Annotated in this window: 25 protein-coding genes; 13 read left to right on the forward strand and 12 right to left on the reverse strand. The window is 62.7% G+C overall.

Features of this window, described 5'->3' with window-relative positions; genetic code table 11:
- Positions 1 to 11: 11 nt before the first annotated feature.
- The 12 genes from KLP42_RS04415 to KLP42_RS04470 form a co-directional block, all read right to left on the reverse strand.
- Complete coding sequence (locus tag KLP42_RS04415; RefSeq protein ID WP_215564985.1) at positions 12 to 830, reverse strand: ABC transporter permease; 819 nt, start codon at positions 828 to 830, stop codon at positions 12 to 14.
- On the reverse strand, positions 830 to 1,780 hold the full coding sequence (locus KLP42_RS04420) for an ABC transporter permease (protein WP_215564986.1): 951 nt from the start codon (positions 1,778 to 1,780) through the stop codon (positions 830 to 832). Before KLP42_RS04420 ends, KLP42_RS04415 begins: the two co-directional genes overlap by 1 nt.
- Before the next feature lie 218 nt (positions 1,781 to 1,998).
- The gene (locus KLP42_RS04425; RefSeq protein WP_215564987.1) at positions 1,999 to 3,531 is read right to left on the reverse strand and encodes an ABC transporter substrate-binding protein; all 1,533 of its coding nucleotides are present in this window, start codon (positions 3,529 to 3,531) and stop codon (positions 1,999 to 2,001) included.
- A gap of 135 nt (positions 3,532 to 3,666) precedes the next feature.
- Positions 3,667 to 4,596 carry a LysR family transcriptional regulator gene (locus KLP42_RS04430; protein ID WP_215564988.1) on the reverse strand — a complete coding sequence of 310 codons (930 nt, stop codon included), beginning with the start codon at positions 4,594 to 4,596 and terminating at the stop codon, positions 3,667 to 3,669.
- A gap of 51 nt (positions 4,597 to 4,647) precedes the next feature.
- Complete coding sequence (locus tag KLP42_RS04435; protein WP_252192762.1) at positions 4,648 to 5,400, reverse strand: ABC transporter ATP-binding protein; 753 nt, start codon at positions 5,398 to 5,400, stop codon at positions 4,648 to 4,650.
- A complete protein-coding gene (locus tag KLP42_RS04440; RefSeq protein ID WP_215564989.1) occupies positions 5,397 to 6,230 on the reverse strand; it encodes an ABC transporter ATP-binding protein in 834 nt (277 codons plus the stop codon). Before KLP42_RS04440 ends, KLP42_RS04435 begins: the two co-directional genes overlap by 4 nt.
- The gene (locus KLP42_RS04445) at positions 6,227 to 7,156 is read right to left on the reverse strand and encodes an ABC transporter permease (RefSeq protein WP_215564990.1); all 930 of its coding nucleotides are present in this window, start codon (positions 7,154 to 7,156) and stop codon (positions 6,227 to 6,229) included. Before KLP42_RS04445 ends, KLP42_RS04440 begins: the two co-directional genes overlap by 4 nt.
- Positions 7,153 to 8,220: an ABC transporter permease gene (locus KLP42_RS04450; protein ID WP_215564991.1), complete on the reverse strand. Its 1,068-nt coding sequence runs from the start codon at positions 8,218 to 8,220 to the stop codon at positions 7,153 to 7,155. Before KLP42_RS04450 ends, KLP42_RS04445 begins: the two co-directional genes overlap by 4 nt.
- A 21-nt stretch (positions 8,221 to 8,241) precedes the next feature.
- Positions 8,242 to 9,879: an ABC transporter substrate-binding protein gene (locus KLP42_RS04455; RefSeq protein ID WP_215564992.1), complete on the reverse strand. Its 1,638-nt coding sequence runs from the start codon at positions 9,877 to 9,879 to the stop codon at positions 8,242 to 8,244.
- A 52-nt stretch (positions 9,880 to 9,931) separates the two neighbouring features.
- Positions 9,932 to 10,987 (reverse strand): dipeptidase, encoded by a 1,056-nt coding sequence (locus KLP42_RS04460; RefSeq protein WP_215565419.1) that lies wholly within the window; start codon positions 10,985 to 10,987, stop codon positions 9,932 to 9,934.
- A gap of 116 nt (positions 10,988 to 11,103) precedes the next feature.
- Positions 11,104 to 11,793, reverse strand: a complete 690-nt coding sequence (locus KLP42_RS04465) for a phosphoribosyltransferase (RefSeq protein WP_353844811.1) — start codon at positions 11,791 to 11,793, stop codon at positions 11,104 to 11,106.
- Positions 11,794 to 11,808: 15 nt separating this feature from the next.
- A complete protein-coding gene (locus KLP42_RS04470) occupies positions 11,809 to 12,726 on the reverse strand; it encodes a LysR family transcriptional regulator (RefSeq protein ID WP_215564993.1) in 918 nt (305 codons plus the stop codon).
- A gap of 86 nt (positions 12,727 to 12,812) precedes the next feature.
- Here KLP42_RS04470 and KLP42_RS04475 point away from each other — a divergent pair, with 86 nt between their 5' ends.
- From KLP42_RS04475 to KLP42_RS04535, 13 genes are all read left to right on the forward strand, one after another.
- Entirely contained in the window at positions 12,813 to 14,015 is a 1,203-nt protein-coding gene (locus KLP42_RS04475) for an acyl-CoA dehydrogenase (protein ID WP_215564994.1), read from the forward strand.
- Positions 14,016 to 14,210: 195 nt separating this feature from the next.
- Positions 14,211 to 15,647: an NAD-dependent succinate-semialdehyde dehydrogenase gene (locus KLP42_RS04480; RefSeq protein ID WP_215564995.1), complete on the forward strand. Its 1,437-nt coding sequence runs from the start codon at positions 14,211 to 14,213 to the stop codon at positions 15,645 to 15,647.
- 258 nt (positions 15,648 to 15,905) lie between these two features.
- Positions 15,906 to 16,232, forward strand: coding sequence for an ElaB/YgaM/YqjD family protein (locus KLP42_RS04485; RefSeq protein WP_215564996.1), 327 nt, complete (start codon positions 15,906 to 15,908; stop codon positions 16,230 to 16,232).
- 1 nt (position 16,233) lies between these two features.
- Entirely contained in the window at positions 16,234 to 16,680 is a 447-nt protein-coding gene (locus KLP42_RS04490; protein ID WP_215564997.1) for a hypothetical protein, read from the forward strand.
- Between the two features lie 30 nt (positions 16,681 to 16,710).
- The gene (locus tag KLP42_RS04495; protein ID WP_215564998.1) at positions 16,711 to 17,223 is read left to right on the forward strand and encodes a Dps family protein; all 513 of its coding nucleotides are present in this window, start codon (positions 16,711 to 16,713) and stop codon (positions 17,221 to 17,223) included.
- Positions 17,224 to 17,652: 429 nt separating this feature from the next.
- Positions 17,653 to 18,834, forward strand: coding sequence for a muconate/chloromuconate family cycloisomerase (locus KLP42_RS04500; protein WP_215564999.1), 1,182 nt, complete (start codon positions 17,653 to 17,655; stop codon positions 18,832 to 18,834).
- A gap of 13 nt (positions 18,835 to 18,847) precedes the next feature.
- On the forward strand, positions 18,848 to 19,138 hold the full coding sequence (gene catC, locus KLP42_RS04505) for a muconolactone Delta-isomerase (RefSeq protein ID WP_215565000.1): 291 nt from the start codon (positions 18,848 to 18,850) through the stop codon (positions 19,136 to 19,138).
- Between the two features lie 56 nt (positions 19,139 to 19,194).
- Positions 19,195 to 20,133: a catechol 1,2-dioxygenase gene (gene catA, locus KLP42_RS04510; RefSeq protein WP_215565001.1), complete on the forward strand. Its 939-nt coding sequence runs from the start codon at positions 19,195 to 19,197 to the stop codon at positions 20,131 to 20,133.
- Positions 20,134 to 20,250: 117 nt separating this feature from the next.
- Positions 20,251 to 21,609: an SRPBCC family protein gene (locus tag KLP42_RS04515; RefSeq protein ID WP_215565002.1), complete on the forward strand. Its 1,359-nt coding sequence runs from the start codon at positions 20,251 to 20,253 to the stop codon at positions 21,607 to 21,609.
- Positions 21,606 to 22,094: a benzoate 1,2-dioxygenase small subunit gene (gene benB / locus KLP42_RS04520; protein ID WP_215565003.1), complete on the forward strand. Its 489-nt coding sequence runs from the start codon at positions 21,606 to 21,608 to the stop codon at positions 22,092 to 22,094. The genes KLP42_RS04515 and benB overlap by 4 nt, the downstream gene beginning before the upstream one ends.
- Before the next feature lie 39 nt (positions 22,095 to 22,133).
- A complete protein-coding gene (gene benC, locus KLP42_RS04525; RefSeq protein ID WP_215565004.1) occupies positions 22,134 to 23,165 on the forward strand; it encodes a benzoate 1,2-dioxygenase electron transfer component BenC in 1,032 nt (343 codons plus the stop codon).
- Entirely contained in the window at positions 23,162 to 23,950 is a 789-nt protein-coding gene (benD, locus tag KLP42_RS04530) for a benzoate diol dehydrogenase BenD (RefSeq protein WP_215565005.1), read from the forward strand. Before benC ends, benD begins: the two co-directional genes overlap by 4 nt.
- 37 nt (positions 23,951 to 23,987) lie before the next feature.
- Entirely contained in the window at positions 23,988 to 25,316 is a 1,329-nt protein-coding gene (locus KLP42_RS04535) for an MFS transporter (RefSeq protein ID WP_215565006.1), read from the forward strand.
- Positions 25,317 to 25,359 lie beyond the last annotated feature (43 nt).

Here is a 25,359-nt window from a genome sequence, read left to right on the forward strand (position 1 = left end):
CTGGTGAAAAATCAGGATTGGTCGCGAGGATCGAGCAGGTCGCGCAAGCCGTCGCCCAGCATGTTGAGGCCCATCACGGCGAGTGCGATGGCAAGGCCCGGCAAGAGTGCCAGCCAGGGCGCCTGGCCGAGAAAGGTCTGCGCATCCGACAGCATGCGGCCCCAGGTGGGTGCGGGCGGCGGCATGCCGAGACCGAGGAAACTGAGCCCGGCTTCCGTCAGGATCGCCAGACCGAGCTGGATCGTCACCTGCACGATGATCTGATTGGCAATGTTGGGCAACACATGCACGATGGTAATCTTCGCCCGGTTGCGCCCCATGCCGATGGCCGCCGTCACGTAATCGCGCGTCCAGATCTGCTGGGCGGCCCCGAGCGTCAGCCGGGCAAAGACCGGCACCATGAAGACCGCGATAGCGATGATCGCTGTGAAGCGGCCGGAGCCGATGAAGGCACCGAGCAGCATGGCCGACAGAATGGGCGGCACGGCGAAGATGATGTCGCAGATGCGCATGACGACGCTTTCCGTCAGCCCGCGGATCGCCGCGACGATGACGCCGACACCGGTGCCGAGCGTGGCGCCGATCGCCACCGCCAGAAGCGAGGTGGAGAGCGAATTCCAGGCACCCACCATCAGCATCGAGGCGACGTCACGGCCGAACTGGTCCGTGCCGAGCAAGCCCTGCGCCATCGGCGGCTTCAGGCGATGGACGATCTGCATCTTCGTCGGCGGCAGTGGCGTCCAGACGAGCGAGACGAGCGCGATGGCAACCAGTGTCAACGTGATCACAAGGCCGATCGAGAAAATGGGACGGCGCAGAAGGAAGCTCATCAGCGCACTCCCGCCCGAAGCCGGGGATCGATGACGAGATAGGCAAGATCAACGAGGAAATTCATGAGGATCACAAGACCGGAGAAGAACAGGACGACATCCTGCATCACCACCACATCGCGCTGGGACAGCGCCTGAAAGGCAAGCCGCCCGAGGCCCGGCAGGTTGAAGACGTTTTCCACGAGGACGGCACCGGCAATCAGGAAGGTGAACTGCAGGCCGAGCATGGTGACGACCGGGATCAGCGCGTTTGGCACGGCATGTCGCCAGAGTGCGGTCTGCTCGGACAGGCCTTTTGCGCGGGCGGTGCGGACAAAATCCTCGTTCATCACCTCCAGCACGGCGGAACGGGTGACGCGCATCAGGACACCCGCCTGCGGCAAAGCGAGTGCCACCGCCGGCAGGAACAGCGCCTTCAAGCCGTCCGCCACGCCCACATCCCAACCGGGAAAACCGCCGGCCGGCAGCCAGCCGAGCGTCGTGGAGAACAGGATGATCAGCAGCAACCCGACCCAGAAGGCGGGAACCGCGATGCTGACATGCGAGAAGAGGCCGGAAAACACGTCCCAGGCACCATTCTGGTGGCGAGCGGCCTGGACGCCGAGCGGAATGGCCAGCGCGATGGAGAGCACAACCGCCATCAGCGCCAGCGGCACCGTCACCGCCAGCCGCTCGGCAATCAGCCCGGCCACCGGCACGCCATAGGTATAAGAGCGGCCGAGATCGCCCTGCAGCACCCCGCCGAGCCAGGCGACGTAACGCACCACGAGCGGCCGGTCGAGACCCATCTCCTTCTGCAGTGCTGCCAGCGTATCGGGGCTCGCCGAGGTTCCGAGAATGACCGAGGCCGGATCACCCGGCAGAAGATCCATGACCGCAAAGAGGATGGCGGAGACCAGGAGCAATGTGACGATGAGGCCGGCAACCCGGCGAAAAATAAGCGCAATCATGTCCTGTGCCTTCTGGCTCGCAAGAGCGAAGGATGAAGTGCCGGCAACCGGCATGCAATGAAATTCGAGGACGGGGGTCAGACCCCCTCTGGCCTGCCGGCCATCTTCCCCACAAGGGGGGAGACCACCAGAGGCAACGGCTCGCCCAGCCTATCGGGTTCGCTCGGGGCAGGGTAAGCCCCTCCCTCTTGTGGGGAGGGGTTTAGCGCCCAAGCGCCTCACTCCGTCCAGTGCACCTCGGAGAGCACGTTCGACGGGATCGGCTCGTTTTCCCAGAGCCCAACCACCTTCTTGTCCCACACACCGAGCTTCGGCATGACGAAGAGGTAGAGCGCCGGCACGTCGGTCGCGAGGATCTTCTGCGCCTCGCCGTAAAGCTTTTCCTGCTCGGCCGCATCCGACGTCGCTTCCACCTTCTTCAGGATCTCGTTGAAGGCCGGGTTCTTGTAGGCAAAGTAGTAGGGGTCGCGGGCATAGATATCGATGTCCATCGGCTCGGCATGGGCGACGATGGTCATGTCGAAATTGCCGCCCTTGAAGACATCGGCCACCCATTTTGCCGGGAATTCGGTGGTCTCGATCGTCATCGTCACGCCGATTTCCGCCAGCATTGCCTGCAGGATCTGCGAGGAGCGCTGGGCATAGGCCATCTGCGGTGCCTTCATGGTGAAGGAGAAACCGTTGGGGTAACCGGCTTCGGCAAGCAGGGCCTTGGCCTTTTGCGGATCATAGGGATAGGTGCCCGTCAGATCGACGTAACCCCGGTCGTTCGGCGTGTAATGGCTGCCGATCGGCGTACCGAAACCGGACCAGGCACCATCGACGACGGCCTGGCGGTCAACGGCCATCATCAGCGCCTGACGCACGCGCTTGTCGTCGAACGGCTTCTTGGCATTGTTCATGCCGGCCACGACCTTGAGTTCGGTATTGCCGATGACGGTGGCAAGCCGCGCATCCGTCTTCAGGCTTTCGATCAGTTCCGGCGCGCCGAATTCCGGGAAGGCATCGACATCACCGGCCTTCAGCGCCGCGGCCTGCGCCTGCGCATCGGCGATGAAACGGAAGGTCGCCTTTTCGAGCTTGGCGGCGGCGGCCTTGTTCCAGTAATCCGGGTTCCGGGCCAGTTCGACGGATGCCCCCTTGGTCCAGCTGACGAACTTGAACGGCCCGGTGCCGATGGGGGTGGTCTTGTTGTCGGCAGCCGATTTCGGTGCGACGATGGAGGAGGACGGCCAGCCGAGCCAATAGAGCAGGCTGCCGGCCGGCTGCTTCAGCTTGAGAACCAGCGTTTGCGCATCCGGTGTCTCGACCGTATCGATCGAGGCGAAATAGCGCTTCTGCGGATTGACGGAATCGGCACCGCGCGCCCGGTCGATGGAGAATTTCGCCACCGAGGAATCGAAGGCCTCGCCATTGTGGAAGGTCACGCCCTGGCGCAGCTTGAACGTATAGGTCAGCCCATCCGGCGAGATCGTCCAGCTTTCGGCGAGCTGCGGCTTAACCTTGCCGTCGCGGTCAATGGTCGTCAGGCCCTCGAAGATATTCTGCCAGGTCACCTGGCCGATCGCGACCGGTGCGGCAATCGTCGGATCAAGCCCCGTCGGCTCGACGGCCATGCCGAGCGTCAGGCTCGTCTTCGGCGCGGCTTCGGCCGGCATTCCGGCGGCAAGCACCAGCCCGGCGGCCATGGCAAGGCCAAGAACGGCCCGGCGCGTCAGCGCGGTGGATGCGGAAAGAAACTGGCTTCCCATAGGTGGCATTCCCCTTGTTCTCGCTCTGCCGCAAGGCCGGAAAAGCCCGGCGGGAACGTGGTTATGCGAAGAGAGTGGCACTTCGCAGGCGCACACACAATTACCATTTTTGTGTTCCCTGTGTAGCCGAAATCGCTACACGGAATTCTTCGGTTTGCGTGGCTTCGGCCGGTCGGCGCCACGCATGAAGCCCTCGATGAAATCCACCAGCTTGCCGGCGGCAAAGGAGAGCTGCCGGTCTGGCGCCACACAGAGGTCGATTGCCGTGCGCACGCCCTTGCCGGCGGCCACCGGGATCGCCGCCATCATGCCGGACTGCACCTCGCGCTGCACGGCAAGCGCCGGCAAAAACGTCACGGCCGCCTGCTGCAGCACGAGTTCCTTCAGCATTTCCAGCGAACCGGTGACGAAGACCGGATCGAGCTCGACGCCGATCTTGGCGAACTGTTCTTCAAAGGCCTGCCGTGCGCCAAAATTCTTGTCCGGCAGCGCCAGCGGCAGCGCCGCGATTTCCTTCAACGTGATCTCCGGTCGCTCCGCTGCCGGATGGCTGGCCCAGGTGATCACGTCATAGGTGATTTCAGACCGCAGCCGCACCTTCACACCGGGCATTTTGGTGGCAAACAGGGTGACCACCAGATCGGCCTCCGCCGCCGCCAGCGCTTCGATCGCCTGGCGTGCGCTGGTGATCATCACCTCGAAACGCAGTTTCGGATACCGCAAGGAGAATTGCGCGAGCACCGGCGCGAGCAGATTGGCAACCGTCGCGCCATTGGCATAGATCACCACCCGGCCCCGCTGCAGGCCCTGCAGGTCATCGATCAACTGGTGGACATGTTCCAGCTCGCGGAAGGTGCGCCCGGCGCGTGCCGCCAGCAGTTCGCCCGCCGCCGTCAGCTTGATGCCGCGATTCGACCGCTCCACCAGCGCCGTCCCAAAGTAATGCTCGAGATTTTCGATCTGCCGGCTGACGGCGGTCGGGGCCACGTTGAGGTTTTCGGCGGCCGCGCGCATCGAATTGGTGCGCACGAGCTCGTCGAAATACATAAGGGCACGAAGCTGCATGAAAAGTCCTGCACGGTGAAACGATGGCTGCCAGGGTCGTCGGGTTCAGCGTCAGGTCCGGCGAAAGCCCTCGCTCGCCACCAGCAACTGGCGCGTATAATCCTGCGAAAAGGCACGCTTTTCCAGAGCCTCGACGGACACGGTCTCGACCATTTCGCCCTTGCGCATCACCGCCAGCCGGTCGCACATGTGCGAGACGACGCCGAGATCGTGGCTGACCATCACGAAGGTGAGGCCGCGCTCCTTGCGCGCCTGTTCCAGCAGGTTGAGGATTTCCGCCTGGATCGAGGCATCGAGCGCCGAGGTCGGCTCATCGAGCAGCAGGATTTTCGGTTCCAGGATCAGCGCCCGGGCAATCGCGATGCGCTGGCGCTGGCCGCCGGAGAGCTGGTGCGAATACCGGAACCGGAAACCCGAGCCAAGCCCCACCTCGTCGAGCGCGCGGGCGATGCGGGCATCGACATCCGTAAAACCGTGGATCGCCAAAGGCTCCAACAGCAGCCGGTCCACCGTCTGGCGCGGATGCAGCGACCCGTAGGGATCCTGGAACACCATCTGGACGGTACGATAGAAATCCCGGTCGCGCCGGTGGCCTTCATACCGCTTGCCGGAGACCGTCAAGGTTCCGCTTTCGAAAACGTTGAGGCCGGCAACGGCACGCAGCAGGGTGGACTTGCCGGAGCCGGATTCGCCGACGAGGCCGAAGGATTCACCCTCGGCCACGCTGAGGCTGACGCCGTTCAGCGCCACGAATTCGTCGAAGACCACGACCATGTCGCGGACGGAGAGAACCTCGCGTGTCATAGGGCCCACTCCGGCTTGCGCTCCAGAACCGGCAGCGGATGGCGATGTGAGCCGATCGTCGGCAGGCAATTCAAAAGTCCTTGCGTATAGGGATGTTGGGCCGCAGCGAGATTGGCAGAGGGCAGTTCCTCCACCACCCGGCCGGCATACATCACGAGAACACGGTCGCAGAAGGAGGAGACGAGGCGCAAATCATGGCTGATGAAGATCAGACCCATGCCACGTTCGGCCACCAGCCGGTCGAGGATCGCCAGCACTTCCAGTTGCACCGTCACGTCGAGCGCCGAGGTCGGTTCGTCGGCGATCAGGAGTTCCGGCCCGCAGACCAGCATCATGGCGATCATGATGCGCTGGCCCATGCCGCCCGAGACCTCGTGCGGATAAAGATCGAAGACACGCTCCGGATCGTGGATCTGCACCGCCTCCAGCATGGCCAGCGCCCGCTGCCGCCCTTCGCCCCAGGACACGCTTTCATGCGTCTTCAAGGTTTCGATGATCTGCCGGCCGATCGGCATCACCGGGTTCAGCGAGTATTTCGGATCCTGCAGGATCATCGCCACCCGCTTGCCGCGCAGGCTTCGGCGTTTGGCGGCAGAGGCCGACAAAAGGTCGATACCGTCAAAATTCAGCGTCTTTGCGGTGATCTTCGCATGGCCGGGCGTGAGCCCCATGATGGCGCGACCCGTCTGCGACTTGCCGGAACCGGATTCTCCGACAATGCCGAGCCTTTCCTTGCCGAGCGTAAACGACACACCGCGCACCGCCTCCACCGTGCCGGTGCGGGTGGGAAAGGAAACGCGCAGGTCATCGACCGTCAGAAGCGGGGTCATTGTCCGGCCTCCTTCGGATCGAGCGCATCACGCAGACCATCACCCAGCAGGTTGAAACCGAGGCTGACGATGAGGATCGCAAAACCCGGCATGGCGGCAACCCACCACTGGTCGAGGATGAAGCGGCGCCCGGAGGCGATCATCGCGCCCCATTCGGGAAGCGGCGGCTGGGCGCCAAGACCGAGGAAACCGAGGCCCGCAGCCGTCAGGATGATGCCGGCCATATCGAGCGTGACGCGCACGATGAGCGAGGAGGTACAGAGCGGCATGACATGGCGCAGCACGATGCGGAAGGGCGAGGCCCCCATCAGCTTCACCGCCGCGATGAATTCCGAATTGCGGAATGTCAGCGTCTCGGCCCGCGCGATGCGCGCATAAGGCGGCCAGGAGGTAACGGCAATGGCAAGGATCGCGTTTTCGATGCCGGGACCGAGTGCGGCTACCAGCGCCAGCGCCAGAACGAGCTTTGGAAAGGCCAGGAAAATATCCGTGATGCGCATCAGCACCGCATCCACCCAGCCGCCGGCATAGCCGGACACCGTGCCGACGATGAGGCCGATTGGCGCTGCAATGATCGCCACCAGCACGACAACCATCAGCGTCAGCCGCGAGCCGTGGATCAGGCGCGAGAGGATGTCGCGGCCCTGATCGTCGGTGCCGAGCCAGTAACCGGGTGTGCCGGGGGTCAGGAGCTGGGCATTGCGCAGATCCCCCTGCACCGCGCTGTGCGGGGCGAGAAGATCGGCAAAGGCTGCCACGAACAGCAGCGCCAGCAGGATGAAAAGGCCGAGGAGAGCCAGCCGGTTTTCGGAAAAGCGGCGCCAGACGACATAGGCGCGGCCAAGCTTGGCCTGCCGGCGCGAGGCCGGCCGGTCGGAGAGCAGCCAGGCGCGGCTATAGGGTTTTGGATCGGAAAGCATGCTCATCGGCTGCGTGTCCTTGGATCAAGCGTGCGGTAGAGCACATCTGAAAGCAAATTGATGCCGACGAAGACGGCGCCGATGACGATGGTGCCGCCAAGGACAGCGTTCATGTCGGCATTCTGCAGCGAATTGGTGATGTAAAGGCCAAGTCCCGGCCAGGAGAAGATGGTTTCTGTCAGCACCGAACCTTCCAGCAGGCCGGCATAGGAGAGCGCGATTACGGTCACCAGCGGCACTGCGGCATTGCGCAGCGCGTGGAACCAGATGATGCGGCTTTCCGACAGGCCCTTGGCACGCGCCGCCACGATATATTCCTGGCTGAGTTCGTTCAGCATGAAAGAACGCGTCATGCGGCTGATATAGGCAAGCGAGAAATAGCCGAGCAGACAGGCCGGCAGCACGATGTGGCGGAACAGATCCCAGAACACATCCCATTGGCCAAGTATCAGCGCCTCCACCAGGAAGAAGCCGGTCTGCGGCGTAAAGGTGAATTCGTAGACGATATCCATGCGGCCGGGATAGGCGACCCAGTTGAGCTTGGCGTAAAACACCACCAGCGCCAAAAGGCCCAGCCAGAAGATCGGCACGGAATAGCCGATGAGACCGATGACGCGCACGATCTGGTCGGCGATGCTGTTGCGTTTCACCGCCGCCAGAACCCCCAGAGGCACACCGAACAGGGCGCCGATCACGGTGCCGAGCGTTGCAAGCTCGATGGTGGCCGGAAAGACGCGGGCAATATCGGTCATCACCGGATTGGTGGTCAGCACCGAAGTGCCGAAATTGCCGGTCAGCGCATCGCGGATATAGTAGAAGAACTGCTGCCAGAGCGGCAGGTTGAGGCCGAGTTCCTCACGCACGCGCTCCACCACATGGGCGGGCGCCCGGTCGCCGACAATGGCAAGCGCCGGATCGATGGGAACCACACGACCGATGAAGAAGGTGACGGCGAGGAGGCCGAGGAAGGTGGTGACAACCGTCACCAGAAACCGCAGCACGGCAAGCGTCCGCTTGGAGGCGCGGCTTCTGCCACGCCTCCGGCTTGCATTGGTTTGCGTAAGGCTCACGAGCCCGATCCCTGCCCGAACTTACTTCGAGACGGTGTAGACGAAGTTCGTCGAGAAGCTCGGACCGAGCTTGAAGTCCTTCAGCTTCGAGGAATAGCCAGCCGTTTCGATCTGCTGGAACAGCATCACGAAGGGGCTGTTTTCCAGCACTTCCTTCTGCAGGTTCTGATAGATTGCCGCGCGCTTTTCGGAATCCTTCTCCAGAAGAGCGGCCTGCGTCTGCTTTGTCAGTTCCGGAACGTCCCAGGCATTGCGCCAGGCGAGCGTCTTGTTCTTGCCCTCGTCGGAATTGTCCGGATTGTAGGTGAAGGTTTCGGCATTCGAATTCGGATCGAAGTAATCCGAACCCCACTGGCCGATATAGATGTCGTGCTGGCGGGCGCGGTACTTGGTCAGCGTCTGCTTGCCGTCACCCGGAATGATTTCCAGCTTGATGCCGGCCTGGGCCAGCGTCTGCTGCACGCTTTCGGCAATGCCGGTAACCGGCTGCGTGTTGCGCACGTCCATGGTCACGGTGAAACCGTCCTTCAGGCCGGCCTTGGCCAAGAGTTCCTTGGCCTTTGCGACGTCGAGCGTATAGGGATTGTCGGAGATCGCGCCCAACTGGCCTTCCGGCAGGAAGCTCTGGTGGATCTTGCCGATGCCCTTGATCAGCTTGTCGCCGATTGCCGAATAATCGACGAGATATTTGAAGGCTTCCGCCACTTCCGGCTTCGCGAGGTTCGGATTCTTCTGGTTGAGGCTGAAGTAGTAGAGCGTGCTCTTCGGTGCAGACGTGACCTGCAGGCCGCTCTTGCCCTCGATGGCGGCCAGATCACCCGGCTGCAGGTTGCGCGCCACGTCGATATCGCCGTTTTCCAGCGCCAGACGCTGGCTGGAGCTTTCCTTGATATGGCGGTAGACGACGCGCTTCAGCTTCGGCTTTTCGCCGTAATAATTCGGGTTGGCCTCCATGATGACCGCCTCGTTGGCGCGCCAGGCGAGAACCTTATAGGGGCCGGAGCCGGCATAGCCGGTCTTCAGGAATTCATTGCCGAAATCGGTGTTCCACTTGTAGTCGGCCGATGGCGTGACGGCCTTTGCCTTTTCCATCACCACCTTCTTGTCGACGATGGAGGCAACCGAGGCCGTCAGGACGTTGAGGACGAAGCTCGGCGCGTAAGGCTTGTCGACGGTCAGCGTGAAGGTCTGCGGATCAGCCGCCTTCGCCTTGTCGGTGATGTTGTCGCCGGTCAGGCCGAACTGGGTGAGCAGGAAAGCGGGCGACTTGTCGAGCTTGACGGCGCGCTCGAAGGAAAAGGCCACATCATCGGCGGTGATCGGGTTGCCGGAAGCGAATTTCAGGCCCGGCTTCAGCTTGAACGTGTAGGTCATGCCGTCGTCGGAAACGGTCCAGCTCTGTGCGATGTCACCGACAACCTTGGAGGTGTCTGCCGGATCGAGCATCACGAGAAGGCTGTAGCTGTTAGCCGTCACCTCGGCTGTCGACAGTTCGAAGGCCTCGGCCGGGTCGAGCGAGATGATGTCGTCGATCGCAAGCGCTTCCACCAGCGTGTCGGCCGGCGTTGCGGCAAAGGCCTGCGGAGCCGAAATCATCACCAGCGAAAGGGCGGCGCCGGTCGAAAGAATACGGAGGCTGCGATTGAACGCGTTCATCATGATGGTCCCCTGATTTTTGTGTGTCTGAATGGCAGGTCGAAGGAAGGATTCGTCAGCTTGCTTCGTGCCAGCACTGAGAAAGAACCCTCAGCCAGTTCTCCCGGCACAGCTTGGCGAGATCGTCGGAAGCGTATCCCGCGTTTTTGAGGGCCGCAACCAGTTTCTGATTGCCGGCGGCGTCGGCAATCTCCTGCGGCACGGTGGCGCCGTCGAAATCCGAGCCGAGCGCCACGCAATCGATACCCATGCGCTCCACCATATAATCGATGTGCTTCACCATCAGGTCTAGGCCGGTATGGGCGTCATCGCGCGCATCGGGACGCAGCATGGTCACCGCATAGTTCAGGCCGACGAGGCCCTGGCGTTCGCGGATGGCGTCCATCTGCCGGTCGGTCAGGTTGCGGGCAACGGCCGTCAGGGCATGCACGTTCGAATGGCTGGCGATCAGCGGCTTGTCGGAGGTCTTCGCCACGTCCCAGAAGCCCTTTTCGGTGATGTGGGCAAGATCGATGGCAATGCCCATCTGGTCGCAGGCCTTCACCAGTGCAAAGCCGAGATCGGTAAGGCCGGGTCCGGTATCCGGCGAGACCGGATAGGCGAAGGGCACGCCATGGCCGAAGATGTTGTGCCGGCTCCAGACCGGCCCGAGCGAGCGAAGGCCGGCGGCGTAGAACACTTCCAGCGCCGACAGGTCGGGATCGATTGCCTCGCAGCCCTCCATGTGGAGGACGGCGGCGAATTCACCTTCTGCCACGGCCTCGCGAATCGCATCGGTGGAACGGCAGATGCGCCAGGCGCCGGCCGCGTCGAGCCGCAGTGCCAGCGCGAGCTTTTCCATTGCGATATCGAGCGAGGGCGAGCGTTCCAGCGGTGCGGCGAGCGGCGTGTAGTAATGGCCGCTGGCATCCGGCTCCTTCAGGATCAGGTCGCCGGAGGGAATGTAGATGGCGCACAACCCGCCGACGAGACCGCCGGCCCGGGCGCGCGGTCCGTCAATATGGCCTTCCTGCGTGCCCTTGACGAATTCGGCCACGGTATCGGCGCCGTTGCGCATGTTGCGCCACAGTCGAAGGAGAACATCATTGTGGCCGTCGAAAATGGGTTGCATCATGAATTTCCGAACTCGCGAATACACGTCTTCGCCGATCCTAGGCTGATCCGGAAAGCGCGGGCAAGACGGAAAGTGCCGCGGCGCACAAGATCGCTGCCCGAGCCCGCCAAGGCTCAGGCGACCCAGCCCCCTTCGTCGCTTCGGGTCAGAAGGGGTGTTGCGAACACGCCATGGGTCCGGCCCGACCACGGCGCGCCAAAGGTTTCCAGAGCGGCGCGCCAGCGATCCGATTGCAGCATGGCCGCGCCGATGGCGACCGGCTCCACCCCGACGGCCTGCAGGAGGCCGAGGCCTGCCACGATCGAGGTGCCGCTGGAGATCACGTCATCGATCAGCACCACACGTCGCCCGGCGAGCAGCGGCAGCATGCGCGGATCGACATAGAGGCGCTTCACCTGTTCCGGCGTGGTGACGGAGGACATCGGCACCGACAGCGCCTCGTCATACCAGAACTTGCGCGAGGTACCGCAGGGCACGTAGCGCGCATGGCCGAGATGGCGGGCAACGGCGGCGGCGAGCGTCAGGCCGAGCGTCGGCAGGCCCACCACCACATCCGGCTTCAAGTCCGAGAGGCGGGCTGCGAGATCGCCGGCCAGCGCCTCCACGACGGGAAAGCTCGCCTGGTTGATGATCAGCGAGGCCAGCGCATGGCGTCCGTCAGAGAGAGGCCGGATGGGCAGGCAGAGTTGCCGGCCATCGGCGAGCCGTGCCGGGAAAAAGCCGGAAAACGGACCATCGGAGGAGAAGGTGCCGGCAGGGTGAAGCTCCTGCCAGAAATCATGAGGCTGCAGGGGGGAGGGCACGCGAAAACTCCGGCATCAGGCATAATAGGGTTCGTCCCGCCAGCGGCCGACTTCCTCGATCAGCCAGCTGCGGAAGAGCGCGACGGGGCGAAATTCCATGCGGGTGATGGGCGCCACGACATAATAGGAACTGGGGCTTCTCACCTGCAGCGGCAGGGCCTGGACAAGCTCGCCCGCCTGCAATTCCGCCTCGATCAGGAAGAGCGGCATCAGCGCCACGCCGAGGCCCGCGCTGCAGGCCTGGCCGACGCTTGCGAACTGTTCGAACCGCATGCCGGGCGAAGGTGTGCCGGACACGCCCTGCGTCTCGAAGAAATGCGCCCAGGCGCCGGGGCGCGAGGCCATGTGCAGCAACGGCAGCGACATGAGATCCTGCGAGGCGGCAACCGGGTTCTGCTGCAGGAAGGCGGGGCTTGCCACGGGCGCCACCATCTCGTCCATCAGGAAGGTGCAGTCCGCCCCCGGCCAGTTGGGCTGGCCGATATGGATGGCCACATCCAGCCCGTCCTGCTCGAAATCGAAAATTCCGATGCGGGTGGCGAAGTTCAGCGTGATTTCCGGATGGGCGGCCACGAAACGCGGAATGCGCGGCAGAAGCCAGCGCGTGCCGAAGGTTGGCAGCATGGCCAGATTCAGCGTATCGCCATGCCGTTTGGTCATGGCCTTCAGCGAGGCGTCGCGGATCTGCGACAGCGCGGCGCCGATCGCCCTGGCATAGGCGCGGCCGGGTTCCGTCAGCGAAACGCCGCGGCTGCTGCGATCGAACAGTGACAGGCCAAGCTGTTCTTCCAGCCCGGAAATCTGCCGGCTGATCGCCCCTTGCGTCAGCGACAGCTCCTCGGCAGCAGCGGAAAAACTGCCAAGCCTAGCGACCGATTCGAAGGCGGCCAGCGCGCTGGTGGAGGGAAGAAGTCGACGGCTCAGATTGCTCATGCCGCATTCCTATAGCTCATATCGCCGTGAGTAAACGGCGCTTTACGCCGGGACCCGACTGCCCGATAGTCCGCTCCACAGTTCTGATGGAGGATTTCGACGTGAGCGACCGTGCCGCCTTTTCCTGGGAAGACCCTTTCCTGCTCGATGACCAGCTGACCGAGGACGAGCGGATGATCCGCGAGGCCGCCGCAGCCTTTGCCAAGGCCGAGCTTCTGCCGCGCGTCAACGAGGCCTATCTGTCGGAAACCAGCGCGCCGGAGCTGTTTCCGCTGATGGGTCAGGCGGGTCTGCTGGGCGTGACGCTGCCGGAAGAATATGGCGCGGCAAACGCTTCCTACGTCGCCTACGGTCTGGTGGCACGCGAAGTCGAGCGCATCGACAGCGGGTATCGCTCGATGATGAGCGTGCAGTCCTCGCTCGTCATCTACCCCATCTTCGCCTATGGCTCCGACGCGCAGAAGCAGAAGTACCTGCCGGGCCTCGTTTCGGGCGAACTCATCGGCTGCTTCGGCCTCACCGAACCGGATGCCGGCTCCGATCCGGGCGGCATGAAGACCCGCGCCGAAAAGATCGATGGCGGTTATCGCCTGCGCGGCTCGAAGATGTGGATCTCCAACGCACCGATCGCCGATGTCTTCGTCGTCTGGGCAAAGTCCGAAGCCCACAACAACGAAATCCGCGGTTTCGTGCTGGAAAAGGGCATGAAGGGCCTCTCCGCCCCGAAGATCGGCGGCAAGCTGTCGCTGCGCGCCTCGATCACCGGCGAAATCGTCATGGATGGCGTCGAAGTTTCGGAAGATGCGCTTCTGCCGAACGTGTCGGGTCTCAAGGGTCCGTTCGGCTGCCTCAACCGTGCCCGCTACGGCATTTCCTGGGGCGTGATGGGGGCCGCCGAAGATTGCTGGCTGCGCGCCCGCCAGTATGGCCTCGACCGCAAGCAGTTCGGCAAGCCGCTCGCCGGCACCCAGCTCTACCAGAAGAAGCTCGCCGACATGCAGACCGAAATCGCGCTTGGGCTTCAGGGCTCGCTTCGCGTCGGCCGCCTGATGGACGAGCACAGGATGGCGCCGGAAATGATCTCCATCGTCAAGCGCAACAATTGCGGCAAGGCGCTGGACATCGCGCGTCAGGCCCGCGACATGCATGGCGGCAACGGCATCCAGATCGAATACCACGTGATGCGCCACGCCCAGAACCTGGAAACGGTCAACACCTACGAGGGCACGCATGATGTGCATGCGCTGATCCTCGGTCGTGCACAGACCGGCATACAGGCCTTCTTCTGAGGTCTCCTTTCAGCCCGATGGCAGCGATGACGGCAGCTCAACCTGCCGTCATATTTATTTAATCATACTTTTTCGACGTGCCGTTGATTGTCGGTTCCAATTGTCCTACGTCAGGGATCGAACCATCCGTCGCGGCGCAGCCTTCTCCCAGGCCATCCTCCCGGTCCGCGACTTCCCGAGCCTAACGAGGTCATCATGCACAGCTATCCCGACGTCCAACTCTTCATCGCAGGCGAATGGCGCAATGCCATCAGCGGCAAGACCATTCCCGTGGAAGATCCTGCGACCCAGGAGATCATCGGCAAGATCGCCCATGCGGAAAAGGCTGATCTCGACCTCGCGCTCGAAGCTGCCGACAAGGGCTTCAAGATCTGGCGCGACACCTCTGCCTTCGAACGCTCGAAGATCATGCGCAAGGCCGCTGACCTGCTGCGTGAGCGTATCGATTACATCGCCTGGCTGATGACGCGCGAACAGGGCAAGCCGATCGCCCAGTCGAAGGCGGAAATCATCAATGCCGCGGACACCATCGACTGGTTCGCCGAAGAAGCCCGCCGCACCTATGGCCAGATCATTCCGGCCCGTTTTGGCGGCGTTTCCAACATGGCGATCAAGTTCCCGGTTGGCCCGGTGGCAGCCTTCACGCCGTGGAACTTCCCGATCAACCAGGTCGTGCGCAAGCTTTCGGCTGCCGTCTCCGTCGGCTGCTCCATCATCGTCAAGGCGCCGGAAGAAACCCCCGCTTCGCCTGCTGAACTGATCCGCGCCTTTGCCGATGCGGGCGTTCCGGCAGGCGTCGTCAACCTGGTCTACGGTGTTCCGGCGGAAATTTCCGAATATCTCATCCCGCACCCGGTCATCCGCAAGATTTCGTTCACCGGCTCGACCCCGGTCGGCAAGCATCTGGCAGCACTCGCCGGCAAGCACATGAAGCGTGCGACGATGGAACTCGGCGGTCATGCGCCGGTCGTCGTGTTCAACGATGCCGATCTCGACAAGGCGATCGAAGTCTCGGCAGCGGCCAAGTTCCGCAATGCCGGCCAGGTCTGCGTTGCGCCCACCCGCTTCCTGATCCAGGACGGTGTCGCCGACCAGTTCATCGAAGGCATCGTGAAGTATGCGGAAAACCTGAAGGTCGGCAACGGCCTGGAAGCCGACGTGACCATGGGCCCGCTCGCCAACGAGCGCCGTATTCCGGCCATGGAAGACATGATCAACGATGCCGTTTCCAAGGGTGCTGTCCTGAAGACCGGCGGCAAGCGCATCGGCAACAAGGGCCATTTCTTCGAACCGACCGTGCTGACCGACGTCCCGACCTCGGCCAAGATGATGAACGAGGAGCCCTTCGGCCCCATCGCCATCGTCAACCGCTTCTCGACGCTGGACGAGGCGATGGAGGAATCGAACCGCCTGCCGTTCGGCCTTGCGTCCTACGCCTTCACCTCCTCGGTCAAGACCGCGCACGCCCTTGGCCAGCGCATGGAAGCCGGCATGCTGACGATCAACCACAACGGCTTTGCCATTCCGGAAGTACCGTTCGGCGGCGTCAAGGATTCGGGCTACGGCACCGAAGGCGGTTCGGAGGCTGTGGAGGCCTATCTCGAAACCCGCTTCGTCAGCCAGATGAACTGAGCTTCTGAAATCCCATCCAATGTCGGAGGGCGCCGGGCAACCGGCGCCCTTTTGCGTCGCTTCATTCCGCCGCGCGGCAGGGCAGGGTGATCAACTTTGCCTTATCCTTGATTTCCCTCAACGAAATCCGGCCCTGCCGGCTCTATGGAACAAATGGGCGCGATGCTCGTTGACCCGGCGAATGGGCGGCGGGGCAATGTTCGCGCCGGCTTCTCATGCCCGCCTTCGGGCCCATCCCAGTTCCTCAAGGAGAATGCGATGTCGATGAATTCGCCGAATGACGCCCCGCGATCCGGTTCTCAGGCCGATATCGAACTGCAGCTGCAGCAATTGCGCGAGGATATCGCGGCGTTGGCCAGGGCCGTTGCGGCGGCGGGAAGCACCAAGGCGGATGATCTGAAGAGCAGGGCGTGGCGCGCCTCGAACGAGGCGATGGATGCCTCGGCCCAGATGATGGATGCGGCGCGCGCCCAGGCGATGTCGATGGAAAAGGATCTGGAGCGGCAGATCCGCACCAAGCCGTTGCAGTCGGTGGCGATTGCGGCAGGCCTCGGCTTCCTCTTCGCGCTTCTGTCGCGCCGCTGATATGGCGCGGCTTCTGCCCCTGCTGACATCCCTGCTGTCGATCGATGTCAGCCTTCTCGTGCAGCAGACGCGGCGCAACGCGCTTCTTTATGCGGTCATCGCCCTTTTCGTGCTGACCGCCTATGGCGCAGGCGTCGCGGCCCTTGCGGTCTGGCTTTCCGCGATGATGAGCCCGGTTGCCGCACTCGGCCTCGTCGCCGCACTGGCGCTGGCGATCGCACTTTTCGTCGTCATCATCCTGATGGTCAAGAACCGGGCGGATGAACGGCGCCGCCGCGAGGCCGCTGCCAACCACCGCGCGCTGCTGATGACCACGGCGGTGTCGCTGCTGCCGGTCATGATGAAATCGCGTCCGCTGATGGCGGCCGCCGTGACGGGCGGCCTGGCGCTGTTTGCCCTGCGCATGATGGGCGGTTCTGCCGGAGAGAATGATCCGCCCCAGACCTGATTTTCCCGAAGCCCAAGAAGGAGACCGACCATGGCGCAAGCCTCTGCTGTCCTCAAGCCGAAGTCCCATGACGAGAACATCAATATCGGGCTCAACAAGGCCTATCGCGAGACGATGGCGGAGAGCCTCTCGCAGATCCTCGCCGCCACCTATCGCCTGACGATCAAGAGCCATGTCTACCACTGGAACGTCGTCGGCCCGCTGTTCAAGCCGCTGCATGAACTGACCGAGGAGCATTACGGCGCACTGTTCGAGGCCGCCGACATCATCGCCGAGCGCATCCGTGCCCTCGGTCATCTGGCGCCGGCCTCGCTGGGAGAGGCGGCCGCCTTTGCGCCCAAGGCCGGCGATGTCGGCAAGCTGACGGCCGTTTCCATGGTCAACGACCTGGTGGCCGACCACGAAGCGGCGGTGAAGACGATGCGCAAGGCGGCCGAGAACGCCGACGAAGCAGGCGATGTGGTGACCGCCGACATGCTGACCGACCGGCTGACCTTCCACGAAAAGGCGCTGTGGATGCTGCGGGCGATCATCGCCGAATAGCCGGGCAGATCCCGCCCGAACAGACCGGAACATGTGGCGGCGCGCCGCGCCGGGTGAAGACGAGAACTATGTCTACGCTATAGCCCTCCTTTAAGCATGGTTCGAATCCCGCGTGGCCCGGCGGGCACAGTGGTGCCATCTGCCGGGCCGGTAGGGATCGAACTGGGCCTAGTCGAGAGCCTATGCCGCTATCCTCGGGAGAGGCTTTTCAACCAATCGCGGGAATCGTTGAAGCGAGCCCCCGCAACCAAAATCCCCTCACATCCCGTAGCGCAAAACGCTGCGGGATTTTTGCGTTTGAGGTCGTCGGTGGTCCGGCGCATGACCTCGCCCTGAGCATTGCTGTAGCTTTCCATCATACCTATTGGGTATTGAGCGGAACCGACATGGTCTTGGACGTCCGCGGCGTCGCTGTGCATTATCTTCGGCATGAACGCGACCTTTCCTCCCCCATTGGCGGCGCTTGCCGCAGCTCCGACGGTTGAACGCATTGAAACGATGCTGGTCGACCTGCCGACGATCCGACCGCACAGGCTTTCGGTCGCGACCATGAACGGCCAGACGCTGATGATCGTTCGGATCTGTTGCAGCGACGGCATTGTCGGCATTGGCGAGGGCACGACGATCGGCGGGCTTGCCTATGGAGGCGAGAGCCCGGAGAGCATGAAGCTTGCAATCGACCGCTATTTTTCCGCCGTCATGATCGGTCAGGACGTGAGCCGCGTCCAGGCGCTGATGGCGAGGATCGGCAAGATGATCAAGGACAATCGGTTCGCCAAGAGTGCTGTCGAGACGGCACTTCTCGATGCGCAAGGCAAGCGCGTGGGTTTGCCAGTCAGCGAACTGATGGGCGGACGTCGGCGTGACCGGCTGCCGGTTGCGTGGACCCTGGCTTCCGGCGACACCGGCCGCGACATCGATGAGGCGGAAAAGATGCTGTCTCTCCGCCGCCATTCGATCTTCAAGTTGAAGATCGGGCTGAGGTCGGTGCGTGAGGATGTGGCCCATGTCGCCGCGGTCAAACGTGCGATCGGCGAGCATGGAACGGTGCGCGTCGATGTCAACATGGCCTGGACAGAGACAGATGCGCGTCTCGGCATCGCAGCGCTTGCAGACGCTGGCTGCGAACTGGTGGAGCAGCCGGTGCAGTCTGCGGCAGCGCTTGGCCGTCTCGTCCGTCGCTTCCCGATTGCCCTGATGGCGGACGAATCCCTGCAGGGGCCGGAAAGTGCCTTTGAGATGGCGCGCAACAACAGCGCCGATGTCTTTGCCGTAAAGGTGGAGCAGAACGGCGGCGCGTTCAACGCGCAACGGGTGGCGGCGATTGCCGATGCGGCCGGTGTCGAACTCTACGGTGGCACCATGCTCGAAGGGGCGGTGGGCACCATCATCTCCGCGCAGGTGTTTTCGACATTTGCCAACCTGCAATGGGGCACCGAACTGTTCGGCCCGCTTCTCCTCACCGAGGAGATCCTGGAGACGCCTCTCGATTATAGCGATTTCTCGCTGCTCGTTCCCCAGGGGCCGGGCCTTGGCATCTCGCTGGACGAGGACAAGCTCGCCCACTTCACCCGCGACGGTTCGCTCACGGTCACCCAGGCTGCGGATTGAGGAGGCGATCACCATGCTCTTTCACGTCACAATGAATGTCGAGCTGCCTCACGATCTGCCGGAAGACGTCGTGGCGGAGATCCTGCAGCGGGAGAAGGCTTATTCGCAGGAGCTGCAGCAGATCGGCAAGTGGCGACATATCTGGCGGATCGCCGGACAGTACGCGAATATCAGCATTTTCGATGTGACCGATAATGACGAGCTGCATCAGCTGCTCTGTGGCCTTCCGCTTTTCAAGTTCATGGACATCCAGGTGACGCCGCTGCTTCGCCATCCCTCGGCTGTTCGTGCTGACGACAGTTGATCCCTCGCGCCCGGTTTCGCCGGGCGCGCACCAGACCCATGTGAGGAGGACATGACATGACTGTAACCATTTTCAATCGTCCCGACATTCAGGATTTCCTGAAGGTGTTGAGCGGCCTCGACCAGACGAACGGCAATCCGCGCGTCAAGCAGATCGTCCACCGGATCGTGTCCGATCTGTTCAAGGCCATCGACGATCTCGACATCACCCCGGATGAATACTGGATTGCCGTGGCCTGGCTGAACGAGATCGGTGCAGCCGGCCAGGCCGGTCTCATCTCGCCCGGTCTCGGGCTTGATCACTTCCTCGATGAGCGCCTCGACGCTATCGACGAGGCGCTGGGCATCAAGAACGAGACGCCGCGCACCATCGAAGGGCCGCTTTACGTGGCAGGCGCGCCGGAATGTCATGGCTTTGCCCGTCTGGACGACGGCCGGGATACGGATGGTCACACGCTGATCATGCACGGCACCGTCTATGGTTCGGATGGCAAGCCGATGCCCGGTGCCAAGGTGGAAGTCTGGCACTGCGATACGCGCGGCTTCTATTCGCATTTCGACCCGACAGGCCAGCAGGCACCGTTCAACATGCGTCGCACGATCATTGCCGACGACCAGGGGCGCTACAAGTTCCAAAGCATCGTTCCGCATGGCTACGGTGTTCCTCCGGGCAGCCCCACGGAAAAACTGCTTTCCGCACTTGGCCGTCACGGCCAGCGACCGGCCCATATCCATTTCTTCATCAGCGCGGATGGTCACCGCAAGCTGACGACGCAGATCAACATCGCCGGCGATCCGCTGATCAACGACGATTTCGCCTATGCCACCCGTGATGGTCTTGTTCCGGATGTGATCGAGCGCACGGATGATGCCAGCATCAAGGCCAATGGACTGAATGGCCCGTTCGCCGAGATTGTCTTCGATATCAAGCTGACCGCGCTGGTGAATGGAGTCGACAACCAGTTGAACGCCCTGCGCAAGCGCGCCGCTGCGTGAGCATTCGGCGGTCCAGCATCGGGCGGACCGCCGTCTTTGCTCTCAAACGTCATCGACATCGTTGCAATGGATCGGCCGGGGAACGGCCGGAGGGCCCTCCGGGGCGGGAGAGAAACCATGTCCAAAGTGATCAACAAATACGCGGCCCTGCAGGATCTGCTGGCCAATGCCGTCGAGGATGACAAGCAGCGAGGCGTCTTCCGCTGTCGCCGCGACATCTTTACCAATCCCGACCTGTTCGAACTGGAGATGAAGTATATCTTCGAGAGCAACTGGGTCTATCTTGCGCATGAAAGCCAGATCCCTGACGTCAACGACTACTACACCACGTCGATCGGCCGCCAGCCCGTCGTCATCACGCGTGACAAGACCGGCGCCCTGAATGCGGTCATCAATGCCTGTGCGCATCGCGGCGCCATGCTGTGTCGCCGCAAGCACGGAAACAAGGGCTCCTTCACTTGTCCCTTCCATGGCTGGACCTTTTCCAACACGGGCAAGCTTCTGAAGGTCAAGGACGAAAAGACGACGCAGTATCCCGAACAGTTCGGCAAGGACGGATCGCACGACCTGACAAAGGTCGCCTGCTTCCAAAACTATCGCGGCTTCCTGTTCGGCAGTCTCAATCCGGATGTCGCGCCGCTTGAGGATTTCCTCGGCGAGACAAAGGTCATTATCGACCAGATCGTCGATCAGGCACCCGAGGGGCTGGAAGTGCTGCGCGGCAACTCCTCCTACATCTACGACGGCAACTGGAAGCTCCAGATGGAGAACGGCTGCGACGGCTATCACGTCAGTTCCGTTCATTGGAACTATGCGGCCACGATGGGCCGACGCAAGGAAGAGGGTACGAAGGCGGTCGACGCCAACAGCTGGAGCCGGTCGATCGCCGGTGTCTATGGCTTCGATAACGGCCATATCCTGCTGTGGACCAACACGATGAACCCGGAGGTTCGTCCGGTCTACAATCGTCGCGAGGAGATCAGAGAGCGACTGGGCGGCGACAAGGCGGACTTCATCGTCAACCAGACGCGAAATCTGTGCATCTACCCGAACGTCTTCCTGATGGACCAGTTCAGCACGCAGATCCGCGTGACGCGTCCCTTAAGCGTCGACAAGACGGAAATCACCATCTTCTGCTTTGCGCCGAAGGCCGAAAGTGTGGCTGACCGGACGCTGCGTATCCGTCAGTACGAGGACTTCTTCAACGTATCGGGCATGGGCACGGCCGACGATCTCGAGGAGTTCCGCGCCTGCCAGTCGGGTTATGCGGGCACTGCCGCGCTCTGGAACGACCTGTCGCGGGGCGCACCGCTTTGGATAGAAGGGCCGGACGAGAACGCATCCCGGATGGGCCTCAAGCCGCTTCTGTCGGGAGAACGCAGCGAGGACGAGGGGCTCTTCGTGCGCCAGCACGAATACTGGGCCTCTGTCATGCGCCAGGCCCTGGCGCTCGAGCAGGAGGGAGCTGCGGCATGAGCGCGACCTTCGAAAGCATCTGCGCCTTCCTCTACCGGGAAGCCCGTTTTCTCGACGACCGGGACTGGGATGGCTGGCTGAACTGCTATGCGCAGGATGCCAGCTTCTGGATGCCCGCCTGGGATGACGACGACCGGCTGACGGAGGATCCACAAAGCGAGATTTCGCTGATTTATTATCCGGACCGCAGCGGCCTGGAAGATCGCGTCTTTCGCATCAAGACCGAGCGCTCGGGCGCCTCGACGCCGGAACCGCGCACCTGCCACATGATCGCAAATATCGAGATTCTGGCGGAAGGCGAGACGGAGATCGAGCTTCGCTACAACTTCCACACGCTCAACCATCGCTACAAGGTCACCGACCATTTCTTCGGCGCCACCTTCGTGACGCTGCGTCGAAGCGGCGATGGGTTCCTGATTGCGGCGAAGAAGGTGGTTCTGAAGAACGACTACATCCGGCAGGTGATCGACATCTACCACATCTGACAGGAGCGGAAGGCTCGCATTTCCAAGGGAGGAGGATCTATGGCCAGCTATCGGATCGCACTGAATTTCGAAGACGGCATAACGCGTTTCGTCGAATGCCACGCGGGAGAGAAGCTTCTTGACGCAGCCTATCGCAGCCAGATCAACCTGCCCATGGACTGTTCGGACGGTGTTTGCGGCACTTGCAAATGCCGTTCGGAAGCTGGCAGCTACGATCTTGGCGATGACTATATCGAGGACGCGCTGAGCGAGGACGAAGCGGCTGACAGGCTGGTGCTGACCTGCCAGATGCGCCCGACCAGCGATGGTATCGTCTCGGTTCCAACCCGATCTTCGGCTTGCAAGACGGGGCAGCAGAAGCTTTCAGCCACCGTGGTTGAGATCGCTGCACACAGTGATGCCGCCATCGTGCTGGAACTTGATGTGGATGCCGCCGTCGCGCCGCAGTTTTTGCCGGGCCAATACGTCAACATCGATGTGCCCGGCAGCAACGGTGCCACGCGGTCCTACTCCTTCACCACCGCACCGGGGCAAAGCCGCCTCGGGTTCCTTATCAAGCGGCAACCCGGCGGGCTGATGAGCGGCTGGCTTGCTCATGCCAGGCCGGGGGACCAGTTGACGTTCACGGGGCCCATGGGGAGCTTCTATCTGCGCGAGAGGCAGCGTCCGTTGCTGTTTCTCGCCGGCGGGACGGGGCTCGCTCCCTTCCTCTCCATGCTGGAAGTACTGGCGCAGGGAGAGCCGGGCCCGCCGGTCCATCTCGTCTACGGTGTCACGCGGGATGAGGATCTCGTTCTGGTCGATGTCCTGGAAGCCTATGCCGAGCGCGTATCCGGTTTCAGCTTCACGACGGTTGTCGCAGACGCAGCCTCGTCGCACCCGCGCAAGGGATGGGTGACGCAACACATGCCGCAGGACCTGCTCGCGGGTGGCACGGTCGATATCTATCTCTGCGGCCCGCCGCCGATGGTCGATGCGGTCAGGGCTTGGCTGTCACAGACGGGGATCACGCCTGGCAGTTTCCACTACGAAAAGTTCACGCCGAACCTGCCGCTGAAGGAAAGCGCATGAACACGCCCGTCTTCGAAGGCCGGTTTCGCGGTAAGGTCGTGGTGGTCACTGGGGCCGCCCAGGGCATCGGGCTTGCGGCTGCCTCCCGCGTGGTCGCGGAAGGGGGAGAAGTGCTCTTCGTCGATCGCGCCGAGATCGTGCGTGAGGCTGTCGCTGCCCTGCGCACCGAGCGGGCGGCGGCCTGCGTCGCCGATCTTGAAACTCATGCGGGCGCTGAGACGGCGATGCGGCATGCAGCGGAACAGTTCGGACGCATCGACATCCTCATCAACAATGTTGGCGGCGCGATCCGGATGCGCCCTTATGAGGCCTTCGAGCCGGGGCAGATCGAAGCCGAGATCCGCCGTTCGCTGATGCCTACGCTCTATTGCTGCCATGCGGTTCTGCCGCACCTCTTCAAGCGAGGGGCCGGAACCATCGTCAATGTCTCGTCCAATGCCACGCGCGGCATTCACCGTGTGCCCTATTCGGCGGCCAAGGGCGGCATCAACGCGCTGACCCAGTCACTCGCCATGGAAGTCGCCGCGCGCAACATCCGCGTCGTCGCGACGGCACCGGGCGGAACGGAGGCGCCGCCACGGCGCGTGCCGCGCAATGCCGAGGGAGATACGGCGCAGGAGCAGGGCTGGATGCGCGATGTCGTGACGCAGGTGAAGCAGTCGAGCTTCATGAAGCGCTACGGCACCTTGTCCGAGCAGGTCGGGCCGATCCTGTTCCTGGCGTCCGACGAAGCATCCTACATCACCGGGTCCGTCCTGCCGGTCGCAGGAGGCGACCTCGGCTGAGACGAACCCATCACGCAGACACCTGGGAGGAGTGAACATGCGCACAATCGATATCAATGAGGCCATAGACGAGGGACCGTTCGGGCGTTTCCAGTGGATGATCGTCGGCCTATGCGGGCTGCTGCTCATCATCGACGGCTACGATGTCTTCGTGGCCGGCACCGTACTGCCCAAGCTGATCGCCGAATGGGGGCTGACCAAGCCTCAGGCCGGAGCACTGCAAGCATGGGCACTGTTCGGCATGATGTTCGGCGCGTTGATCTTTGGCCCGCTTGCAGACAGGTTCGGCCGCAAGAAGGGCATTGCTATCAGCTTCTTGCTGTTTACCACGGCAACGATCGCCACCGGTTTTGCCCAGTCGCCCCGGCAGTTCGAAATCCTTCGCTTTCTGGCTGGGCTCGGCTGCGGCGGGCTGATGCCGAATGCGGTGGCGCTGATGAACGAATATGCGCCGAAGCGGTTGCGCAGCACGATGGTCGCCCTGATGTTCTCGGGCTATTCCATTGGCGGCATGGTGGCGGCAAGCCTCGGGATCACCATCATTCCCGCCTTCGGCTGGCAGTGGATGTTCTTTGTTGCGGCAGTGCCGCTCGCCATCCTGCCCTTCATCCTGTGGCACCTGCCGGAATCGCTCGGTTTCCTGGTCCGCCAGGACCGGCAGACGGAGGCGCGGGCGATTTATACCAGGCTCTATCCGGCCCAGCCCATCGCCGATGGCGACCGGCTCGTCTTCACCGAAACGAAAGTCACCTCGGTTTCGGTGGCAGAACTGTTCCGGCAGGATCGCGGCAGCCGCACGGCCATGGTGTGGGTCTCCTTCTTCTGCTGTCTGCTGCTTGTCTATCTCCTGTCGTCCTGGTTGCCGAAGGTTCTCCAAGAAGCGGGATATGCCGAAAGGGCAAGTCTGCTCAGTCTGTTCTCGCTGAACTTTGGTGGCATGGTCGGGGCCATTGCTGGCGGACGTCTGGGAGACCGCTTCGGCCTGCCAAAGGTCGTGGTTTGCTTCTTTGCTGCGGCCGCTGTTTCGATTGCGCTCATCGGGACAGGCCTGCCGGCAAGCCTGCTGTTCCTCAGCGTCTTCGTGGCAGGCGCCACGACGATCGGCACGCAGATCCTTCTCTATGCCAGCGTTGCGCAGCTCTACGGCCTTTCCATACGCTCGACCGGCCTTGGATGGGCGTCTGGCGTCGGCCGGATCGGCGCGATCGTCGGCCCGACCTTCGGCGGCTATCTGCTCGCGCAGGAACTGCCGCTCCAGCAGAACTTCATGCTGTTTGCGGTGCCGGCGGTCGTCTCCACCTTCGCCATGATCGCCTATTCCGTGCTCAGCACTCGCAAGGCCTTTCGCGAACTCACGCCGGCCTGAAAAGATCACCAAGGAGGCCCGGCACCCGGGCCTCCTTTCTCTG

The organism is Rhizobium sp. CSW-27, from assembly GCF_018760785.1.
Lineage (GTDB): Bacteria > Pseudomonadota > Alphaproteobacteria > Rhizobiales > Rhizobiaceae > Neorhizobium.